Annotated in this window: 13 protein-coding genes; 9 read left to right on the forward strand and 4 right to left on the reverse strand. The window is 72.7% G+C overall.

Translation table 11 applies throughout. The features are described 5' to 3' along the window. Positions 1-19 precede the first annotated feature (19 nt). From D7W82_RS05185 to D7W82_RS05205, 5 genes are all read left to right on the forward strand, one after another. On the forward strand, positions 20-865 hold the full coding sequence (locus D7W82_RS05185; RefSeq protein WP_120617267.1) for a family 3 encapsulin nanocompartment shell protein: 846 nt from the start codon (positions 20-22) through the stop codon (positions 863-865). After that, positions 865-1,860 carry a sulfotransferase gene (locus D7W82_RS05190; RefSeq protein WP_120617268.1) on the forward strand — a complete coding sequence of 332 codons (996 nt, stop codon included), beginning with the start codon at positions 865-867 and terminating at the stop codon, positions 1,858-1,860. Before D7W82_RS05185 ends, D7W82_RS05190 begins: the two co-directional genes overlap by 1 nt. A 1,496-nt stretch (positions 1,861-3,356) precedes the next feature. Beyond that, the gene (locus D7W82_RS05195; RefSeq protein ID WP_120617269.1) at positions 3,357-4,133 is read left to right on the forward strand and encodes an SDR family NAD(P)-dependent oxidoreductase; all 777 of its coding nucleotides are present in this window, start codon (positions 3,357-3,359) and stop codon (positions 4,131-4,133) included. Next, entirely contained in the window at positions 4,130-4,999 is an 870-nt protein-coding gene (locus tag D7W82_RS05200) for a [LysW]-aminoadipate kinase (RefSeq protein WP_120617270.1), read from the forward strand. The genes D7W82_RS05195 and D7W82_RS05200 overlap by 4 nt, the downstream gene beginning before the upstream one ends. After that, on the forward strand, positions 4,986-6,062 hold the full coding sequence (locus tag D7W82_RS05205) for a M20/M25/M40 family metallo-hydrolase (protein ID WP_120617271.1): 1,077 nt from the start codon (positions 4,986-4,988) through the stop codon (positions 6,060-6,062). Before D7W82_RS05200 ends, D7W82_RS05205 begins: the two co-directional genes overlap by 14 nt. 4 nt (positions 6,063-6,066) lie before the next feature. Here the strand turns inward: D7W82_RS05205 and D7W82_RS05210 are convergent, their stop codons facing one another. Continuing rightward, positions 6,067-7,302 carry an MFS transporter gene (locus D7W82_RS05210; protein WP_120617272.1) on the reverse strand — a complete coding sequence of 412 codons (1,236 nt, stop codon included), beginning with the start codon at positions 7,300-7,302 and terminating at the stop codon, positions 6,067-6,069. Positions 7,303-7,401: 99 nt separating this feature from the next. On the opposite strand from D7W82_RS05210, the gene D7W82_RS05215 reads away from it, so the two are divergent. Then, positions 7,402-8,328: an RluA family pseudouridine synthase gene (locus tag D7W82_RS05215; protein WP_120617273.1), complete on the forward strand. Its 927-nt coding sequence runs from the start codon at positions 7,402-7,404 to the stop codon at positions 8,326-8,328. Between the two features lie 186 nt (positions 8,329-8,514). On the opposite strand, the gene D7W82_RS05220 is transcribed toward D7W82_RS05215, so the two are convergent. Next, complete coding sequence (locus D7W82_RS05220) at positions 8,515-8,796, reverse strand: hypothetical protein (protein ID WP_120617274.1); 282 nt, start codon at positions 8,794-8,796, stop codon at positions 8,515-8,517. A gap of 130 nt (positions 8,797-8,926) precedes the next feature. Here D7W82_RS05220 and D7W82_RS05225 point away from each other — a divergent pair, with 130 nt between their 5' ends. Then, the gene (locus D7W82_RS05225) at positions 8,927-9,967 is read left to right on the forward strand and encodes a hypothetical protein (RefSeq protein WP_120617275.1); all 1,041 of its coding nucleotides are present in this window, start codon (positions 8,927-8,929) and stop codon (positions 9,965-9,967) included. A gap of 10 nt (positions 9,968-9,977) precedes the next feature. Then, positions 9,978-10,499, forward strand: a complete 522-nt coding sequence (locus D7W82_RS05230) for a GNAT family N-acetyltransferase (protein ID WP_120617276.1) — start codon at positions 9,978-9,980, stop codon at positions 10,497-10,499. Positions 10,500-10,507: 8 nt separating this feature from the next. On the opposite strand, the gene D7W82_RS05235 is transcribed toward D7W82_RS05230, so the two are convergent. Then, positions 10,508-14,437: a bifunctional serine/threonine-protein kinase/formylglycine-generating enzyme family protein gene (locus tag D7W82_RS05235; RefSeq protein ID WP_120617277.1), complete on the reverse strand. Its 3,930-nt coding sequence runs from the start codon at positions 14,435-14,437 to the stop codon at positions 10,508-10,510. A 128-nt stretch (positions 14,438-14,565) separates the two neighbouring features. Here D7W82_RS05235 and D7W82_RS05240 point away from each other — a divergent pair, with 128 nt between their 5' ends. Continuing rightward, positions 14,566-15,498 (forward strand): sigma-70 family RNA polymerase sigma factor, encoded by a 933-nt coding sequence (locus D7W82_RS05240; protein WP_120617278.1) that lies wholly within the window; start codon positions 14,566-14,568, stop codon positions 15,496-15,498. A 1-nt stretch (position 15,499) separates the two neighbouring features. Here D7W82_RS05240 and D7W82_RS05245 read toward each other — a convergent pair whose 3' ends face one another. After that, positions 15,500-16,597 carry an ADYC domain-containing protein gene (locus tag D7W82_RS05245; protein ID WP_120617279.1) on the reverse strand — a complete coding sequence of 366 codons (1,098 nt, stop codon included), beginning with the start codon at positions 16,595-16,597 and terminating at the stop codon, positions 15,500-15,502. Positions 16,598-16,634 lie beyond the last annotated feature (37 nt).

A 16,634-nucleotide genomic window follows, 5' to 3' on the forward strand; every position in this document is an offset into this window, starting at 1 on the left:
ACTCCGAGGAGCCGCACCCATGAGCTTGAGCACGAAATCCCCTGGCGAGGTGTTCGCGGCCGCGGTCCAGAAGCACGGCGCGAAGGCGCACGTGGACTACGACACGTCCATCGTGGACGCGTTCCCCGGCTTCAAGCGCCGTCCGCGCATCGCGGTGCGCGGCATGTTCAAGACGGCCAAGGCGGAGCGCGACCCGGTCCCCTTCTGGTACGAGACGCACCCCCAGACGAAGCCCACCGGACCGGTGCAGGACGTGGAGCTGCGCCCGGAAGCCGGCTTCGAGTTCCACCAGGACACGCAGGCGCTCAAGCCCACGCGCGCGTGGATTCAAGTGCCGCGCAACCTGCTGGAGGACTCGCAGTCGCTGGCGCAGTTCATCGACTTCCGGCTGCTGGTGCGGCTGAACACGGCGGAGAACCAGGCCCTGTGCATCGGCAAGGGGGGGGACGGCGTGCGGGGCCTGCTGCACACGCCGGGCATCGTGCGGCTGCCGGCGAAGAAGAACGCGGTGGCCTCGCTGCTCAACGCCTGCGCGCAGGTGGAGCAGATGGGCGGTTCGGCGGACGGCATCGTCATCAACTCGTTGGACTTCTACGAGCACCTGGTGGGCCAGCAGTCGCTCCTGTCGGACCTGGCGGCCATGGGCATCCGCCTGTGCCGCACGCGCATGGTGAACCCAGGCACCCTCATCGTGGGGGACTTCACCGCCGCGGCGACGCTGTACGACAGCCAGCGCTCGGTCATCCGGTTCGCGGAGCCGCCGCCGGGAATCTTTCCGCGTGAGGGACTGGCCGCCTACGGCGAGGTCTACACGACGCTCGCGGTGCACCTGCCCACCCACTTCTTCGTGGCGTCGCTGACCTGATGGCCACCGCGAGCGCGAAGGGCGAGGGCGCGCGGCTCACGGTCCTCTACATCACCGGCTGGTGCCGCAGCGGCAGCACCATCCTGGGCAACGTCCTCAACGAGGTGCCGGGCTTCTTCCACGTGGGGGAGCTGAGCTTCCTCTGGAAGAACGCGTACGGGAACGGCTCCAACACGCTGTGCGGCTGCGGCCAGCAGCTGGTGGAGTGCGGCATCTGGGACACGGTGCTGACCTCCGACGTGCCGGCGGGCCTGACGCCGCGCGCGCACGCGGAAGAGGTGGTGCGCAGGCAGCAGGCCGCCGTGCGCACGCGGCACACGCTGCGGGTGCTGGACGAGGCAGGGGATTCGCAGGCGCTCCATGCGCACGCGGACTTCCTCGCGCGGACGTACCGGACCATCGCGAGGGCGACGGGGAGCACGGTGCTGGTGGACAGCGGGAAGTTCCCGTCCGAGGCGGCGCTGTTGCCGCGCGTGGAGGGCATCCGGCCGCTGTATCTGCACCTGGTGCGCGACCCGCGTGCGGTGACGCACTCGTGGACGAAGACGAAGCAGTACGTCGTCCCCATGTCCGCCGCGCGCAGCACGGCGTACTGGCTGGGCTTCAACGCCGCGTCGGAGGAGGTGACGCGGAGGTTCCCCGCCCAGTCGCTCTTCCTGCGCTACGAGGACTTCATCGCCGCGCCGGACCGCGCCGTGGACACGGTGTTGGAACTGGTGGGCGTGCCGCGCGCGCAGAACCCGGTGAAGGGGCGCACGGTGGTGCTGGGGAAGAACCACACCGTCACCGGCAACCCGGACCGCTTCCGCAGCGGCCCCACGCTCCTGCGCGGCGAGGACGACGCATGGAAGGGGGAGCTTGCCTCCGGAGCGAAGGCGCTCACCGTGGCGCTCGCGTGGCCGCTGATGGCGAAGTACGGGTACTTCAGCGGAGCCCGTCGCGCTCCCATCGGAGGCTCCGCGCCGGATGCGGCGGGCGTGGAAACCCGGCCCTGAGCCTTCGGCCATGAGCTCTGTCCTCACGGATGAGAAGGCGAGAACCCGGCTGAGCCCCCGTCGGCGGCGGAACGAAAAAACCTGTCCAACAGTCGGACAGGTTCGGATGACCGCGGCGGGGGGCCCCTGGGCCAGCCAGGCACCGGAAACCTGTCGGACAGTCGGACAGGTTCCGGAGCACCGGGGCCCGGGACCGCGTCCCGCCCAAGCTGGGGAAACCTGTCGGACAGTCGGACAGGTTCTGGAGCACCGGGGCCCGGGACCGCGTCCCGCCCAAGCTGAGGAAACCTGTCGGACAGTCGGACAGGTTTGGGAGCACCGGGGCCCGGGACCGCGTCCCGCCCAAGCCGAGGAAACCTGTCGGACAGTCGGACAGGTTCTGGAGCACCGGGGCCCGGGGCCGCGTCCCGCCCAAGCCGAGGAAACCTGTCGGACAATCGGACAGGTTCCGGAGAACCGGGGCTGGGGGCCTCGCTCCGCTCGCCCCGCGGAGGCCTGTCGGACAGTCGGACAGGTTCCGGAGAACCGGGGCTGGAGGCCTCGCTCCGCTCGCCCCGCGGAAGCCTGTCGGACAGTCGGACAGGTTCCGGAGAACCGGGGCTGGGGACCTCGCTCCGCCCAAGGTGAAGAAACCTGTCGGACCGGCCGACGGATTTGGAGAACCGGAGTTGAGGGCTTCGCTCCGCCCGAGCCGCAGGAAGCTGTCGGACCGTCGAGCGGATTTGGAGAACCGGGGCTGGGGACTTCGCTCCGCCTGAGCCGCGGGCTCCTGTCCGACTGTCGGACAGGATTGGTGGACCGTATCTGGGGGCGCCGGGCCAGCAGACGCCGGAAACCTGTCGGACAGTCGGACCGGTTTTGGAGAACCGCAGCAGGGGCCTGCCGCTCAATGCGGGCTGCGGAAGCCTGTCGGACAGGTTCTGGGGAACCGAGGCCCGGGACCTCGTCCTGCCTGAGCCGCAAAACCTGTCGGACAGTCGGACCGGTTTGGGCGCCCTGCGGCTGGCGGCTGCCGGTTCATCCTGGCCGCCGGAAACCTGTCGGACAGTCGGACCGGTTCTGGAACGTCGTCGCCGGGGGCTGCCCGTTCCCGTCGGGCAGGGGAACCTGTCGGACAGTCGGACAGGTTTTGGTCTTTGCCGGGCGGGAGGTGCGCAGGATGTCCGGGCTGGCGGGCCGTACACCGGTGCGGTCGGGATTACGAGGGACGACCGGGGACCGCTGGGCTGGGTTGGGGAGGGGGCTCCGTCAACGCGGCTCTGGCCGGCTCGAAGTGGTCGGGGATGGCGTCTGGGACTTGTCGCGACGGGGCAATCGTCGGTGCTGGGCCTGGCCGGAGAGGACTTGCGCCGGGCGCGCTTGTTCGGACGGGGGCGGTTGGCGGAGCGGATGTTGTGCGGGCCGGCTGGAATGCCGCGACCTGGGAATGCGTGGTTCGGTGATGTGCGGTGCGCTCGCTGGAGAGCCGCCGTGCTCCAACTTCTGGAGGGACGCGGATGGAACTGGGACTCGCCAACAAGGTCGCGCTCGTCGCTGGTGGCTCCAGCGGGCTGGGGCTCGCCGTCGCGGAGGAACTGGCGAAGGAGGGCGCGCATGTCGCCATCGGCGCTCGGGACACGGACCGGCTGGCCCACGCGGAGGCTCGGCTCAAGTCCGTGGCCCGGGGCGGCCGGGTGCTGGCGACTCGCGTGGACGTGAAGGACGACGCGGACGTGCGCCGCTGGGTGGATGACGTGGTGGCGAAGCTGGGCGCGCTGCACGTCGTCGTCACCAACAGCGGCGGTCCTCCTCCGGGCCCGGCCTCCACCTTCGGCGTGGACTCATACCGGAGCGCGGCGGACGCGGTGCTGCTGCCTCCCATCTCCCTGTCGCTCGCGGCGCTGCCTCATCTGAAGAAGGCCGGGTGGGGGCGCCTGCTGTTCATCACCTCCGAGACGGTGCACCGGCCGGTGGCCCGCTTCGCGCTGTCTGGCTTCGCTCGCATGGGCATCGTCGGCTTCTCCGCCGCGCTGGTGCAGGAGCTGGGCGACGCCGGCATCACCGTCAACGTGCTGGCTCCAGGCTACATGCGCACGCCTCCGGTGGAGCGCACCGCTGGCAACGCGGGGGACGTGGAGGCGGGCCTTCGCGCCATGGGCGCGCACATCCCGCTCAAGCGCGTGGGCCTCCCGGAGGAGTTCGCCGCCGCGGCGGTGTTCCTCGCCAGCGAGCGCGCTTCCTTCATCACCGGCACCGTGCAGCTCGTGGACGGTGGTGCGAGCGTCATCGGATGAGCGCCACCCCCAACGCCTCGTCCCGCCGTCCCGTCGTCGTGAAGATTGGCGGCGCGGCGGGCGTGGACCTGGAGAACGTCTGCTCGGACGTCGTGGAGCTCGTCCGCCAGGGCGAGCGCGTCGTCGTCGTCAATGGCGGGTCGGAGGCCGGTGAGCGGCTCCTGGGCTCGCTGGGCCTGGCACGCCCGGAGGCCACCACCGCGAACGGCAACGTCGTGCGCCTCACCTATGCGCCCACGCTGCGCGCGCTCACCATGGCGTGGGTGGGCGAGGTCAACAAGGCCGTGGTGCTGGCACTGCTCGCGAAGGGCGTCACCGCGCTGGGCCTGTGCGGCGCGGACGGCCGCGTGCTCACCGCGCGCCGCAGGCCGCCGCTCAAGTTGCAGGACTCCGGCGGACGGATGCGCATCGACCGCGAGCATCTGGCCGGAGAGGTTTCCTCGGTGAACTCGGCGCTCCTGGGCACGCTGCTGGACGGCGGCTACGTGCCCGTCGTGTGTCCTCCCGCGGTGACGGAGGACGGCGTGCTCGTGAACGTGGACGCGGACCACGTGGCGTCTTCCATCGCGGCGGCGCTGGGCGCGAAGGCCCTGATCATCCTCTCCAACGTGCCGGGGCTGCTCGCGGATCCGAAGGACCCCTCTTCACTGGTGCGCTCCAGCGACGACGTGGAGGGCTGCATGCCGCTGGCGGGCGGACGCATGCGCTACAAGCTGGAGGCCGTGCGCCGGGCGCTGCAGGGCGGCGTCCCGACCGCGTACGTGAGCGCGTCGCGCGTGGCCCGGCCGGTGTTCCGCGCGCTGGAGGAGGCGGGCGGTACGAAGTTCACCCTTCGCGATGGAGGCACGGCGGATGCGGGCGCGTGAGCCGGGCGTCGACTTGTTGCGGTGGATGGTGGAGCAGTACAGCCCCAGCCACCAGGAAGCCTCCTTCGCCGGAGCGCTGGTGGAGCGGCTGGGCGCTCGCGGCTGGCGGGCCCACACCGACGCCGTGGGCAACGCCGTCGCCCGCTATGGTGACGGGGACACCGTCATCGCGTTCCTGGGCCACATCGACACCGTGCCCGGAGAAGTGCCCGTGCGGCTGGAGGGACAGAAGCTCTACGGCCGGGGCGCGGTGGACGCCAAGGGCCCGCTGTGCGCGTTCATTGAAGCCGTGGAGCTGCTGGACGACGCGGAGCGCGCCGGCAAGCAGTTCCTGCTCCTGGGCTGCGTGGAGGAGGAGGTCGCCATCACTCGCGGCGCCCTGCACGTGCGCGACCAGTACGCCCCGGACTTCGTCATCAACGGCGAGCCCAGCGGCGCGCACGCGGTGACCCTTGGCTACAAGGGGCTGCTGCGCCTGGACCTGGAGCACCGCGCCAGCCGCCGCCACACCGCGAGCCGCGACTACCGCGCCGCCGCGGAACACGTCATCGACGCGTGGAACGCGCTCAAGCGCCTGTGTGACGACTGGAACCGCGAGCGCTCGTCCCTCTTCGAGCAGAACCTGCCCTCCCTCAACGCCTTCCACACCGGCGCCACGGAGACGGAGGAGTGGGCCACGGCCGCGGTGAGCATCCGCACCGGCCCGTCCACGGACACCGACGCGCTGCTCGCGGCGCTGGCCACCGTGCCCACCGTCACGGTGCGCACCGTGGCTCGGAAGAACGCCGTGTCCACCCACGGCAACGACGCGCTCTGCCGCGTCTTCAAGCAGGCCATCCGCGAGCGCGGCGTGAAGCCCACGCTGCGCCTGAAGACCGGCACGTCCGACTGGAACACCGTGGCCTCCGCGTGGGCCGTACCCACCGTGGCGTACGGCCCCGGCGACGCCGCGCTGGACCACACGCCCCACGAGCACATCGACCTGCCGGAGTACGAAGAGGGCGTCGCGGTGCTCGCGCGCGTGCTGGCGCTGCTGCCCGTGAAGGGGACCGCGGGAGGCTGAACGCTCAGGTGCCCAGCGCGGCCAGGCCTCGCGCGCGCAGGGTCCGCATCCCCACCACGATGCCGAAGAAGAGCAGGGCACAGCCCGCGGTGATGGGCCGCACCCCCACGCGGTCCGACAGCGCGCCCTGTCCCCAGACGCCCAGGATGTAGCCCGCGTTCACCAGCAGCAGGAACAGGCTGCTCACGCGCGCCTGCAGCTCCGGCGGCGTGCGCGCCTGGCACACCGTCTTCAGGCCCGTGAAGGCGACCAGGTACACGGCGCCCAGGATGAACAGCGTCACCAGGGCCACCGGCAGCGAAGGGGACAGCCAGTACGCGGCGGAGCACAGCCCCACGAGCAGCAGCGCCGCCTCCAGGAAGGCCTGCCGCCCCATCCGCGCGACGAGGGCGCCGGAGCCGAACGCCGCGATGACCGCGCCCGTCCCCTGCGCCGTGAGCAGCATGGACGTGGTGGTCGCGTCCCCGCCCAGCACCTTCAGCGCGAACACCGGCACCAGCCCCACGAAGGGAGAGATGAGCAGGCCCACCAGCGCCCCGGAGCCCAGCGCGAGCGCGATGCCTGGATCCGTCCACGCCAGGCGCACGCCCCTCATGATGCCGGCCCACAGCGCCTCCACCTTGGGAGGCAGGGTGCTCGCCGTGCCGCGCATCCCCGCGAGCGCCAGCAGCACGGCGAGGAAGGACAGCGTGTTGACGAACAGCGCCCCCGCGATGCCCACCTGCGTCAGCACGAGCGCGGCCAGCACGGGACCGATGATGCGGCCCAGGTTGAACTGCGCCGAGTCCAGGCTGAGCGCGTTGTGCAGGTCCTCCGGAGGCACCACGGCCACGGTGAGCGCCGTGGCGCAGGGGATGACCAGCGTGCTGAACGCGCCGTTGAGCAGCGAGAGTCCCGCCACCCACGGCACCGTCAGGTTGCCCGTCGCGGCCAGCACGGTCAGCAACGCGGCCAGCAGCGCCTGCACGCAGATGCACACGGCCATGAAGGTGCGCCGGTCGAAGCGGTCCGCGAGCGCGCCGCCCAGGGGCGCGAGCACCAGCGAAGGCAGGTGCGTCAGCGCGGCGACCCCGCCCGTCCAGGCGGCCTGGCCCGTCACCTGCGTGACGTAGACCCCCAGGGCCACGGACTCCATCCACGTGCCGATGTTCGACACGAGCGTGCCCAGCCAGAGAAGGGTGAAGTCGCGATGGGTCAGGGCCCGGGCGGAGCCCGAACGGGAGAACAGGGAGGTGGCCACGGAGACACGCTTTCTACAGCGCGCCCCTGACGCGTGCTCGGTAAGCGCACGCCTACACGGTGGTTGACTCCCTGCCTGCCTTGGGAGACGGGGAAAGCCATGACGCGGCACAAGGTTCTCGTGGTTCCCCGGGAGGTTGCCGGCGAGCGGCTCGACCGGTTCCTGACGAAGCACGTCCCGGGCCTCACGCCGGAGCGGGCCCGGGCGCTGCTGGACGCAGGGCGCGTGCGCATCCGGGGCAAGAAGGCGCAGGCCACGCGCAAGCTGTGGGGCGGCGAGGAGCTCACCCTGGAGACGCCGGAGCCCCGGCTGTCTCCGCATGCCTCACGGGAGGGCCCGGAGCTGCCGGTGCTGTACGACGACGCGGCGCTGGTCATCGTGGCGAAGCCGCCAGGGCTGGTGGTGGAGCCGGAGGGGCGGGCGGCGTCGGTGGTGGGGCTGCTCGCGGCGCGGTGCCCGCCGTTCGACGTGGAGGGCGTGGCCCAGCCGGGCGTGGTGCACCGGCTGGACCGGGAGACGAGCGGATGTCTGGCATTGGCCCGGACGGATGACGCGGTGGCGGCGCTCCTGAAGGCGTTCCAGGAGAAGCGCGTGGACAAGCGCTACCAGACGCTGGTGCTGGGCCGTCCGCCGGACACGGGGCACCTGGAGGGACCGTACGCGAGGGACCCGAAGGATCCGCGCCGCTTCACGACCCGCGTGCCCTCCGCGCGGCGGGCGGCGCTGACGTTCACGGTGCGCGAGCGGTTCCGGGAGGGCGCGCTCCTGGACATCGACCTGGACACGGGGCGCACGCATCAGATCCGCGTGCAGCTGTCGGAGGCCGGCTTCCCGGTGCTGGGGGATTCGCTCTACGGCACGGAGGAGGCGCGCAGGCACCCGGCGGCGCTCGCGGTGGGGCGCCAGGCCCTGCACGCGTGGCGGCTGGAGGTGCCGTCCTCCGCCACGGGCCAGGTCGTCCAGGTGGAGTCGCCGCTGCCGGAGGACTTCCTGCGGGGGCTCACGGTGCTCCGCGGAGGCGCGTGATACGGCTTTGGCGCTGGGGACCTGGCGGATCAGGGCAGCACGAAGAGGGGACCATGCAATCGCGGATGAAGTCGTGGGGAAGCCTGTCATGAGAGATGGGCGGAGAGCCTGACCGCCACGGACACTCCCCGGTACACCCTGCGTTCGCCGCGCTACCGCGCGCCCTGAGCCCGGAGCCGAGGACGGCTACCGGCCGGTGTCGTCCTCGGCGTCGGGCTCGGGCGGCTCCAGACGGGCCTGCCGCTCACTGGCCTCCCAGGAGGCCTCGGCGTCACCGGCGTGCACGCGGGCGGCGGCATCGTCGTCCTGGTCGCCGGTCCACGTGGTGTGGCCTCCCGCGAAACCCTCCAGGGGGCGAGCGCCGCGATGCGACTCCACCTCCAGGTCCTTCTGCTCCTGCTCGCGCAGCCGCTCGCGCTCCTGCTCCCGCTCGTGCTCGTGCTGCTGTTCCAGAATCCTGTCCGCCATCTCGCATCACCTCCTGCCCCAAGGTGGGGTGCGGCCGCGCGGGACGGCAGGGGGAGGCGGGCGTTCGTGCACGGCCGCATGCCTGGCGTGCGGTCGGCTACGCTCCCGGGCATCAGGAGGAGCACGGCGGATGAACGCGGGAGTCTCCATCGTCGCTGATGACACGCGGAGCTGGGGACTGGAGACCCCTGGTCCCGGCCTGCTGCTGCACGTCCCCGCCGTGGGACGCTGGGCGCGGCGGCCCTCCGTGCACCTGGAGGCGGCTCCCGGCTACCGCATCCGGTTGCGTGGCGCGGGACAGACGCTGCTCTGGGCCCGCATCGACTCCTATTGGGACCGCGCGGTCCTCCTCCGGGGAACGGCCCCCGCTCCCCAGGTCCTGCCGTCCCTGTCCGCGCCCGAGGTCCGGGCCGTGGAGGCCGCGCCAGGCACCGAGGCCTGGTGGGAGGCCTGGGACTGGCGGGTGGCGCGTGCGCTCGTGGAGGCCCCACTGCCGGTGCTCCACGCCGGGTCCTGGTGCCTGCGCCCCGTGCGCGCCATCGCCGCGGAGAAGGCGGAGCGCCATCCCGTCTCCCCCATGGAATGGGGCTTCGGCCAGCCGCCCATGCCGCCGCACTCGCTGTCCTCCGTGACGCGGTTCCTCTTCGCCTGGGAGGAGGACTGGTGGGACGCGCGGACCGGACACACGCCGGGGGTGGTGCTCGGACTGCGTGCGCTCTCTTCGCCGGAGGATGGACGCGTGAAGAGCTGGCGCAAGCGCGCGAGGGACGGGACGTTGCCGCCCGTGCTGCTGCTCTACGTGGACATCCTGGCGAAGTGGCTGGTGCTGGATGGCCATGACCGGCTGCACGCGGCGCTGCTCGAAGGCGTGGAGCCTCCGCTCTTGGGCTTGTGGCCCTTCGTCACCCCGCCGCGCCCCGCGAGCGCCGTCCGCGAGGAGGGCGCCCTGTTCAGCGCGGAGTTCCAGCTGCGCGCCGGCGCGACGCCGGAGACCGTCGACCGCGTCAACCGCATGCTGCTGCTCGACTTCACTCCCAATCCCAGGGGAACCGTCTCGCGCGCCTGGCCGCTCCCGGGCGGGCGGGCCTCCTGGCGCGAGGAGGTCTCCGTCCGGCGCCGCGGTGCACTGGCCCCGCTTCCGGGCGGCATCGACTGGGATGGGTTCACGTAGACTGCCCGGCATGCTTCGTCAGCACTTCGAACGCCAGACCACCGGCAGGCTGCTGCTCCGCGCTGTTCGCGAAGGCGACCTGGACGCCGTCTTCGCCCTCCACTCGGATCCGACCACGAACCAGTTCAGCCGCCGTGGCTACATGCGGACGCTGGACGACGCGCGGAGGATCATGGGCCTCTGGCTGGAGGACTGGGCGCGCGAAGGCGTGGGGTACTGGCTGGTGGAGCGGCTGGACGCGCCCGGCGTCGTCGTGGGCCTGGGCGGCCTGCGCCACAAGGAGCTGGAGGGCCAGCGCGTGCTCAACCTCGCCTACCGCTTCACGCCCGAGACCTGGGGCTCCGGGTACGCCACGGAGGTGTCCCGCGTCGCGCTGGCGCTGGCGGCGCGGCACCTGCCGCGGGTCCCCCTGGTGGCCATCATCCACCCGGAGAACGCCGCGTCCCTCCGCGTGGCGGAGCGGCTGGGGATGCGCCTGGACCGGCACATCACCGAGGACGGCATCCAGAACCGCGTGTATGTGATGGGCTGAAGCCGGCGTCAGCGCGGGTCGAACGAAGCACAGACGCGCACGCCGATGCGCACGTCCCGCGCGGTCGCGTCACCGGGGGACAGGTCGGCGCTCGCCGCGACGAACGAGTCGTAATACCAGGAGCCTCCCCGGAGCACGACGCTGCCGAACTCCGGCGTCACGGAGCGCGTGAGCTCGTAGGCGTTGCCCGCCATGTCCCGCAGGCCGAACGGGCTCACCGACGCGGGATGCGTCCCCACCGCGTCTGGCCCGAAGGCCAACGGCCGCCGGTCATACGTCGCGTCGATGTTGGCGTCGTCGGGCTGGAGCTGGTCGCCGTGGGGATAGCGGCGGCCGTCCGCGCCCCGGGCCGCGTACTCCCATTCGTGCTGGCCGCACAGGCGCGCTCCCGGCAGCCGCTTCGTCCGGTGGAGCCAGTAGAAGTAGCCCTCCAGGTCCTGCGCGGAGACGCCGGACAAAGGCAGCCGCTTCCAGTCCACGCTCGCGTGCCGCGTGCGCTCCGCGTAGAGCAGGGGCTCGCCCTCCTTCGCGGTGCGGAACTCCTCGCGGGTGCGGTGGAAGGTGAAGACCCAGCCCGTGCCCTGCCGCCACCGCAGCGTGATGGTGCCCCCGTCGCCGAAGTGCGGCTGTTCGAGGATCCGCCTCGCGGGCGCGTCCGGTGGCAGGTCCTCCAGGTAGGCCAGCCAGTCGCCGAACGTCACCTCGTCGCGGCCCACCAGATAGCCGCCGGTGAGGCAGTAGCGATGCATGGGCGGGCTGAAGGTGAAGCGGCGCACCACCTCGGGTTCCGCGCTGCCCAGGAGGAAGCAGCCCGGCGGGATGTAGACGTAGCCCTCGGGCACCTGGGTGGGGAGCGTGAGGCGCAACGCTTCACGGGCGCCGTGCGTGAGGAACACCGGGACGTCCAGGGGCACCCGCCCCGGCTGCGTGACGTGGAGCAGGTAGGAGCCTTCCGGGAGGACGAAGCGCGAGCCTCCGGTGGCCGGCACGGCTTCGCGGCGGAACGGCCCGTCGCTCCGCAGGACGCGCGTGATGGACACGCGGGCCCCGGGCGGCGTGCTCTCGAACACCAGCTCCGCGGGCTCGTGGAACCGCCGCAGGGAGGCCCCGCCCTCCTTCGCTGCGTCCACCTCCTGCTCCAGGCGCTGGAGCCAGGCGTCGCGCTCGTGGCGCTGGTGGAACGCTTCCGCGAGGAGGACGCGCTCGGACAGGACCTCCGCGATGAGCCGGCGCGTGTCGGGGTGGTGGCGGTCGCGGTCCAGGCCGCGCTCCAGGCTCCGGCTGGCGCGGGTGAAGGCCGCTTCCGCATGGTCACGCAGGGCGAGCGTCTCCGTCCAGCGCTTCTCCGCGGCGCTGCGCAGCCCCGTGGCGTCCGTCGCGGTCTCCGGGCCCAGCGAGGAGGGGGGCCGGCCATCGAACATGGCCAGCGACTCCTCGCGGCTCGCGAGCACCCTCGCGGCGAGGGTGCGCCCCGAGGCCAGCGCCTCCTTCGCGGTGCCCAGCTCCGCGGCGATGAAGCGCGAGTCCTCCAGGTACGCCTGGAGCCGGAGGCCGCCATACGACGCGAGGACGGCGAGCGCGAGCACGAGCACGGTGAGGCCCCGTCCCCAACGCGCGCGGCGCACGGCCCGGTGGGATGCCCGGAGGAAGGCCTGCTCGCGGGTGCCCAGGGTGGTGGGCTCCAGCACCCGCACTTCATCCAACTGGCGCTGACCCCAGAGCGCCTCGCTGGCGCGGCGCAGGCGGTCCCACTCCACGCTGGCCGCCTCCACGCGCTTGCGCAGCACGCGGTGTCCGATGTCGTCGTCCAGCCAGTCGCGCAGCGTGCCCCAGCTCGCGATGAGCGACTCGTGGGCAATCTCCCAGCGCGGCAGGCCGCTCACCGTGCGCGTGTGCAACAGCCGGCCTTCGACGAGCACCCGCAGCGCTGTCCGGGAGACGTCATCCGAGGCGTCCGCGAGGTCCTCCGCGCCACGCTCGATGCGCGTGCCCTCCGCCGTCACCAGCTGAAGCAACAGCCGCCGCGCCGCCGCATGCTCCGCGGGGCTCATGCGCGCGAGCACGCCGTCCGCATGCCGGGACAGCGCTCCGGCCACGCCGCCCATCGCCTCCAGCGCCGAGCGCGTGATGCGGCCCCGGGCGGCGTCGCGGCGCTCCCATAGTTCGGCGAGCGCGAACTGGAGCAGCGGGAGGCTGCCCACGCCATGCGCCGTGGAGTCGACGAGCGTCCGCACCAGCTCCGGCGACTCGAAGGCCACGCCCCGCGCACGGGCCGGACCGATGATGGCCTCGCGCACGCCCTCGGGCGACAGGGGCCGGAGGATGTAGAGCGCCCGCTCCGCCTCTTCCCCCAGGCCCGGGAGCGCGCACAGGCGCGTGAGGAAGTCGCCGCGCACCGCCAGCAGCACGTGCACGCCCGGTGACGGCAGGGCCAGCTCCCCCAGGAGGCGGGCGAAGTGCGCGGCCTGTCCGGGGTCGGAGAGGGTGAGCAGCTCCTCCAACTGGTCGACGAAGAGCAGCAGCCCCCGCCCGCGTCCATGCGTCTCGCGCAGCGCCTGTCCCAGCCAGGCCGGCGTGTCCGTGAGGGCGGTGACGAGCTCCGCCTCCCTGCGCCCCAGCACCGGCGCGAGCGCCGCCGCCAACGCTTCGAGCGGGCGATGGCCGGGCCACAGCGTGACGACCTGCGGCTCGCGTCCGTCGCCCAGGTCTCCGGCCGCCGCCCGGGGCAGCACGCCCGCGCGGCACAGCGAGGACTTGCCCGTCCCAGAATCGCCAGCGACGAGCACCAGTGGCCGCGTGCGCAGGCGCTCCAGCACGGCGCGGATGTCGCCCTCGCGTCCGAAGAAGAGCGCCCGGTGCTCGGCGGCGAACGGCGCGAGCCCTCGGTAGGGATTGCCGGCCGCCAGCGGCGCGGGCGCGATGGAGCGCTCCAGCTGCTCCAGTGATTCGCTCAGCGCCTCCGCGGAACCCACGCGCTCCAGCGGATCCACCGCGAGACAGCGCTGGATGAGGGCGGCGAAGTCAGGGTCCACCTCCGGACCCAGCGCGGCGCGGGGTGTGGCGTCCTCGGGCCTTCGCGAGGCGCGGCGGGGCACCTGACCCGTGCACAGCTCATGGAGGATGAGGCCCAGCGCGTACAGGTCGCTGCGAGCGGAGGCCGGGCCTCCGGTGAGCACCTCCGGCGCCAGGTAGGGCAGGGTGCCCACGAGCAGCGGCGAGCCGGACGCCAGCTCCGAGCCCACGTCGAAGCGCTCGGCGAGGCCGAAGTCGAGCAGCTTCACCTCGCCCTCGCGCGTGACGAGCGCGTTGGAGGGCTTGAGGTCGCGGTGCAGGACGCCCTGGCGGTGCGCCGCCGCGAGCCCCCTCGCCAGTCCCACGCCCAGGGACAGCACCCGGCGCCACGGCACCGGCAGGGGCAGCTCCGCGAGCGTCTCGCCGACGACGTACTCGGACACGATGTACGGGTGCCCGTCCACCGCGCCCACGCTGAACACGCTGACGATGTTCGCGTGCTGCAGCCGCGCGAGCGCCCGGGCCTCCGTGGTGAACAGGTCGCGGAAGCGCTCATCCGGCTGGGTCGCCGCCATGAACTTCACCGCCACGCGCCGGTCCAGCGACGTGTCGTGCGCCAGGTAGACGATGCCCATGCCGCCCCGGCCCAGCGGGCGCTCCAGGCGGAACGCATCGAACGACGGCGGCGGCGTCCAGGGCTCCGGCTCCGGCGGTGGCAGCCGGTCCGTCTCCCTCGCGTCGGGGGGCTCCGGGTCCTCCACGGACGAGCGCTGGATGCCGGGCGTGAGCGTGGCCAGCATGCCCCGGCACTCGTTGCAGCCCGCGGCGTGGCGGTGCACCTGCGCCAGCGCCTCGTCCGTCAGCTGGTCCTCGAGGAGCTGGACCAGGACGTCGTCGGTCAGGCAGCTGGAAGGGGGCGCGCTCACGGAGTGGGGACCTTCACGCTAGCCACGCGGCGCGCGGCGTTCAATGACACACGCGGACACGGCGTCTCGCGCCGTGCGCGAGACGCGCGTGGGGGGCGGGGCGGGGCGGGGCATGGTATGGCGTTGCCATGTCCCAGGTGTCCGCACTGGCCGCGACCTTCCTCTCGCACACGAAGACGCGCTTCGTGGCCCCCTCGCCGGAAGCGCTCGCGGAACTCGACGCCCTGCTGTCGCGCGCCTGGGAGGACGCGCAGGCCCGCTGGCCGGGCATCCCGCTGCCCGCCGAGCGCTTCGTCACCCATGTCGCGGAGCGGCTCCCCCCGGCGAGCCCCACCGCGCCCATCGCGCCGCTCGTCTCCGCCCTGTCCCTGCCGGAGCTGTACCTGGCGTGCGCGTGCCTCCAGGGCCACTCCGTCGCGCTGGAGGCCTTCGAGCGCCACTACCTGGCCCGGCTGCCGGAGCGGCTGCGGAGCCTGCGCCAGCCCGACTCGATGATCGACGAGGTCCGCCAGCGCGTGGGCGTGAAGCTCCTGGTGGCCAACGCGGGCCACGCGCCCGCCATCGCGGACTACACGGGGCGTGGGGGCCTCTTGAGCTGGGTGGTCGTCATCGCCAGCCGCATCACCAACAAGCTGCGGGGTCAGGAGAAGCCCTCCACGGAGGACGACGCGGAGGAGCTGTTCAAGGCGCTGCCCGCGCAGGGGCTGGATCCGGAGCTGGACGTGATGAAGCGCCGCCACCACGCGGCCTTCCGTCAGGCCGTGAGGGAAGCCGCCGCCACGCTGTCGGCCGAGGACCGCCATCTGCTCCGCCTCCACTTCGCCGACCGGCTCTCCACGTATGAGATGGCGCCGCTCTTCCGCGTCAACCAGTCCACCATCTCCCGCTGGCTGAAGCGGGTGCAGCAGCAGGTCTACACGGAGACCCGGCGCCGCCTGCAGGAGCAGCTGGGCCTCTCCACGGAGGACTTCCAGAGCTTCATCGCCTTCGTGGACAGCCAGCTGGACCTGACCTTGAGCCAGCTCCTCGACGAGAAGCGCGAGCCTCCGGCCGAAGGCTGAGCTACTGCACGCGCGCGGGCCCCGCCTTCGGGGGGCCATAGGAGCGGTTGCGCAGCAGCGCGGCCCCGGGCTTCACGTCGCCGCGGCGCACCGTGCACACCTCTCCCTCTCCGAGTGCGTCGCCCGTGTCCGCCTGGAAGCGGCCAGGGCACTCCTGGAGGATGATGTCCAGCGCGCGGCCGTCGCGGGTGCGGGAGAGGCAGGTGGCGCCGTCGGGTGCCCAGGCCGCCTCGAAGGACCCCTTCGCCGGGTCCCACTCGCGGGTCGCCTCCGTCGCGCGCTCCAGCACGCCCAGCCCGTCATAGATGTCGATGGTGGTGTCCTGGCGCGTGTGGCTCCGGCCATTGCCGCAGTAGTCCGCGCGGGCCAGCCGGGTGCACGCCTGGTGGAGGCCCGCCAGCGACTTCCCGTCCCGGGAGGCCCAGGGCGCGTAGCCCCAGAGGATGCACTTGGAGATGGCGCCGTTCTCACACGCGAAGGTGACCCGGTCCGCCGCGTCGGCGTGGGCGCCGCTCGCGTCCCACACGCCGCCCACCGCCAGGGCCCGGGGCGCGGGCGAGCGGTCCAGCGCGACGCAGGGGTTCTCCCACTCGCGCGCCACGGGGTTCCAGGCCTCGATGCGGTAGAAGACGCGGGTGGGGTCATCCGCCGCGGGCTCCGCGCCGCAGATGGCCACCTCCACGGGCTTGCCGTCGCTCGCGGTGCCCTGGAGCACGGTGCCCACCACGTCGCTGGCCGTCGCACCGGTCTCCGGCGCGGGGACCGGCCACAGCCGGCCATGGTCGAAGCGCAGCGCCTTCACCCCGTCCTCCGCCTGCTTGGGCGCGTCCAGCGCCACGGAGACGAGCACGCTGGTGCGCTCGTCCGCCGGCTTCTCATCCCAGCCGCGCTTGGTGCCCCACAGCATCGTCCCCTGGGGCCGGGCGATGCGCTGGGCCGTCTGGGATTGGCACCGGCGCGCGTAGCGCTCGGCGTCGGTCGGGCCGCTCACGGACCGGGTAGGAGCGGGCTTCGGGGCGGCGGCCGGCGGCGCGGCCTGTCCTTGCGAGGACAGGAGCAGGAACAGGCACACCGGCAGGGTTCGGAAGGGCGCGTTCATCGCTTCCGATGAGCCCCCGGGCCCGAAATCGATGCAA

The organism is Corallococcus sp. CA049B (genome assembly GCF_003611685.1).
Classification (GTDB): Bacteria; Myxococcota; Myxococcia; order Myxococcales; family Myxococcaceae; genus Corallococcus; species Corallococcus coralloides.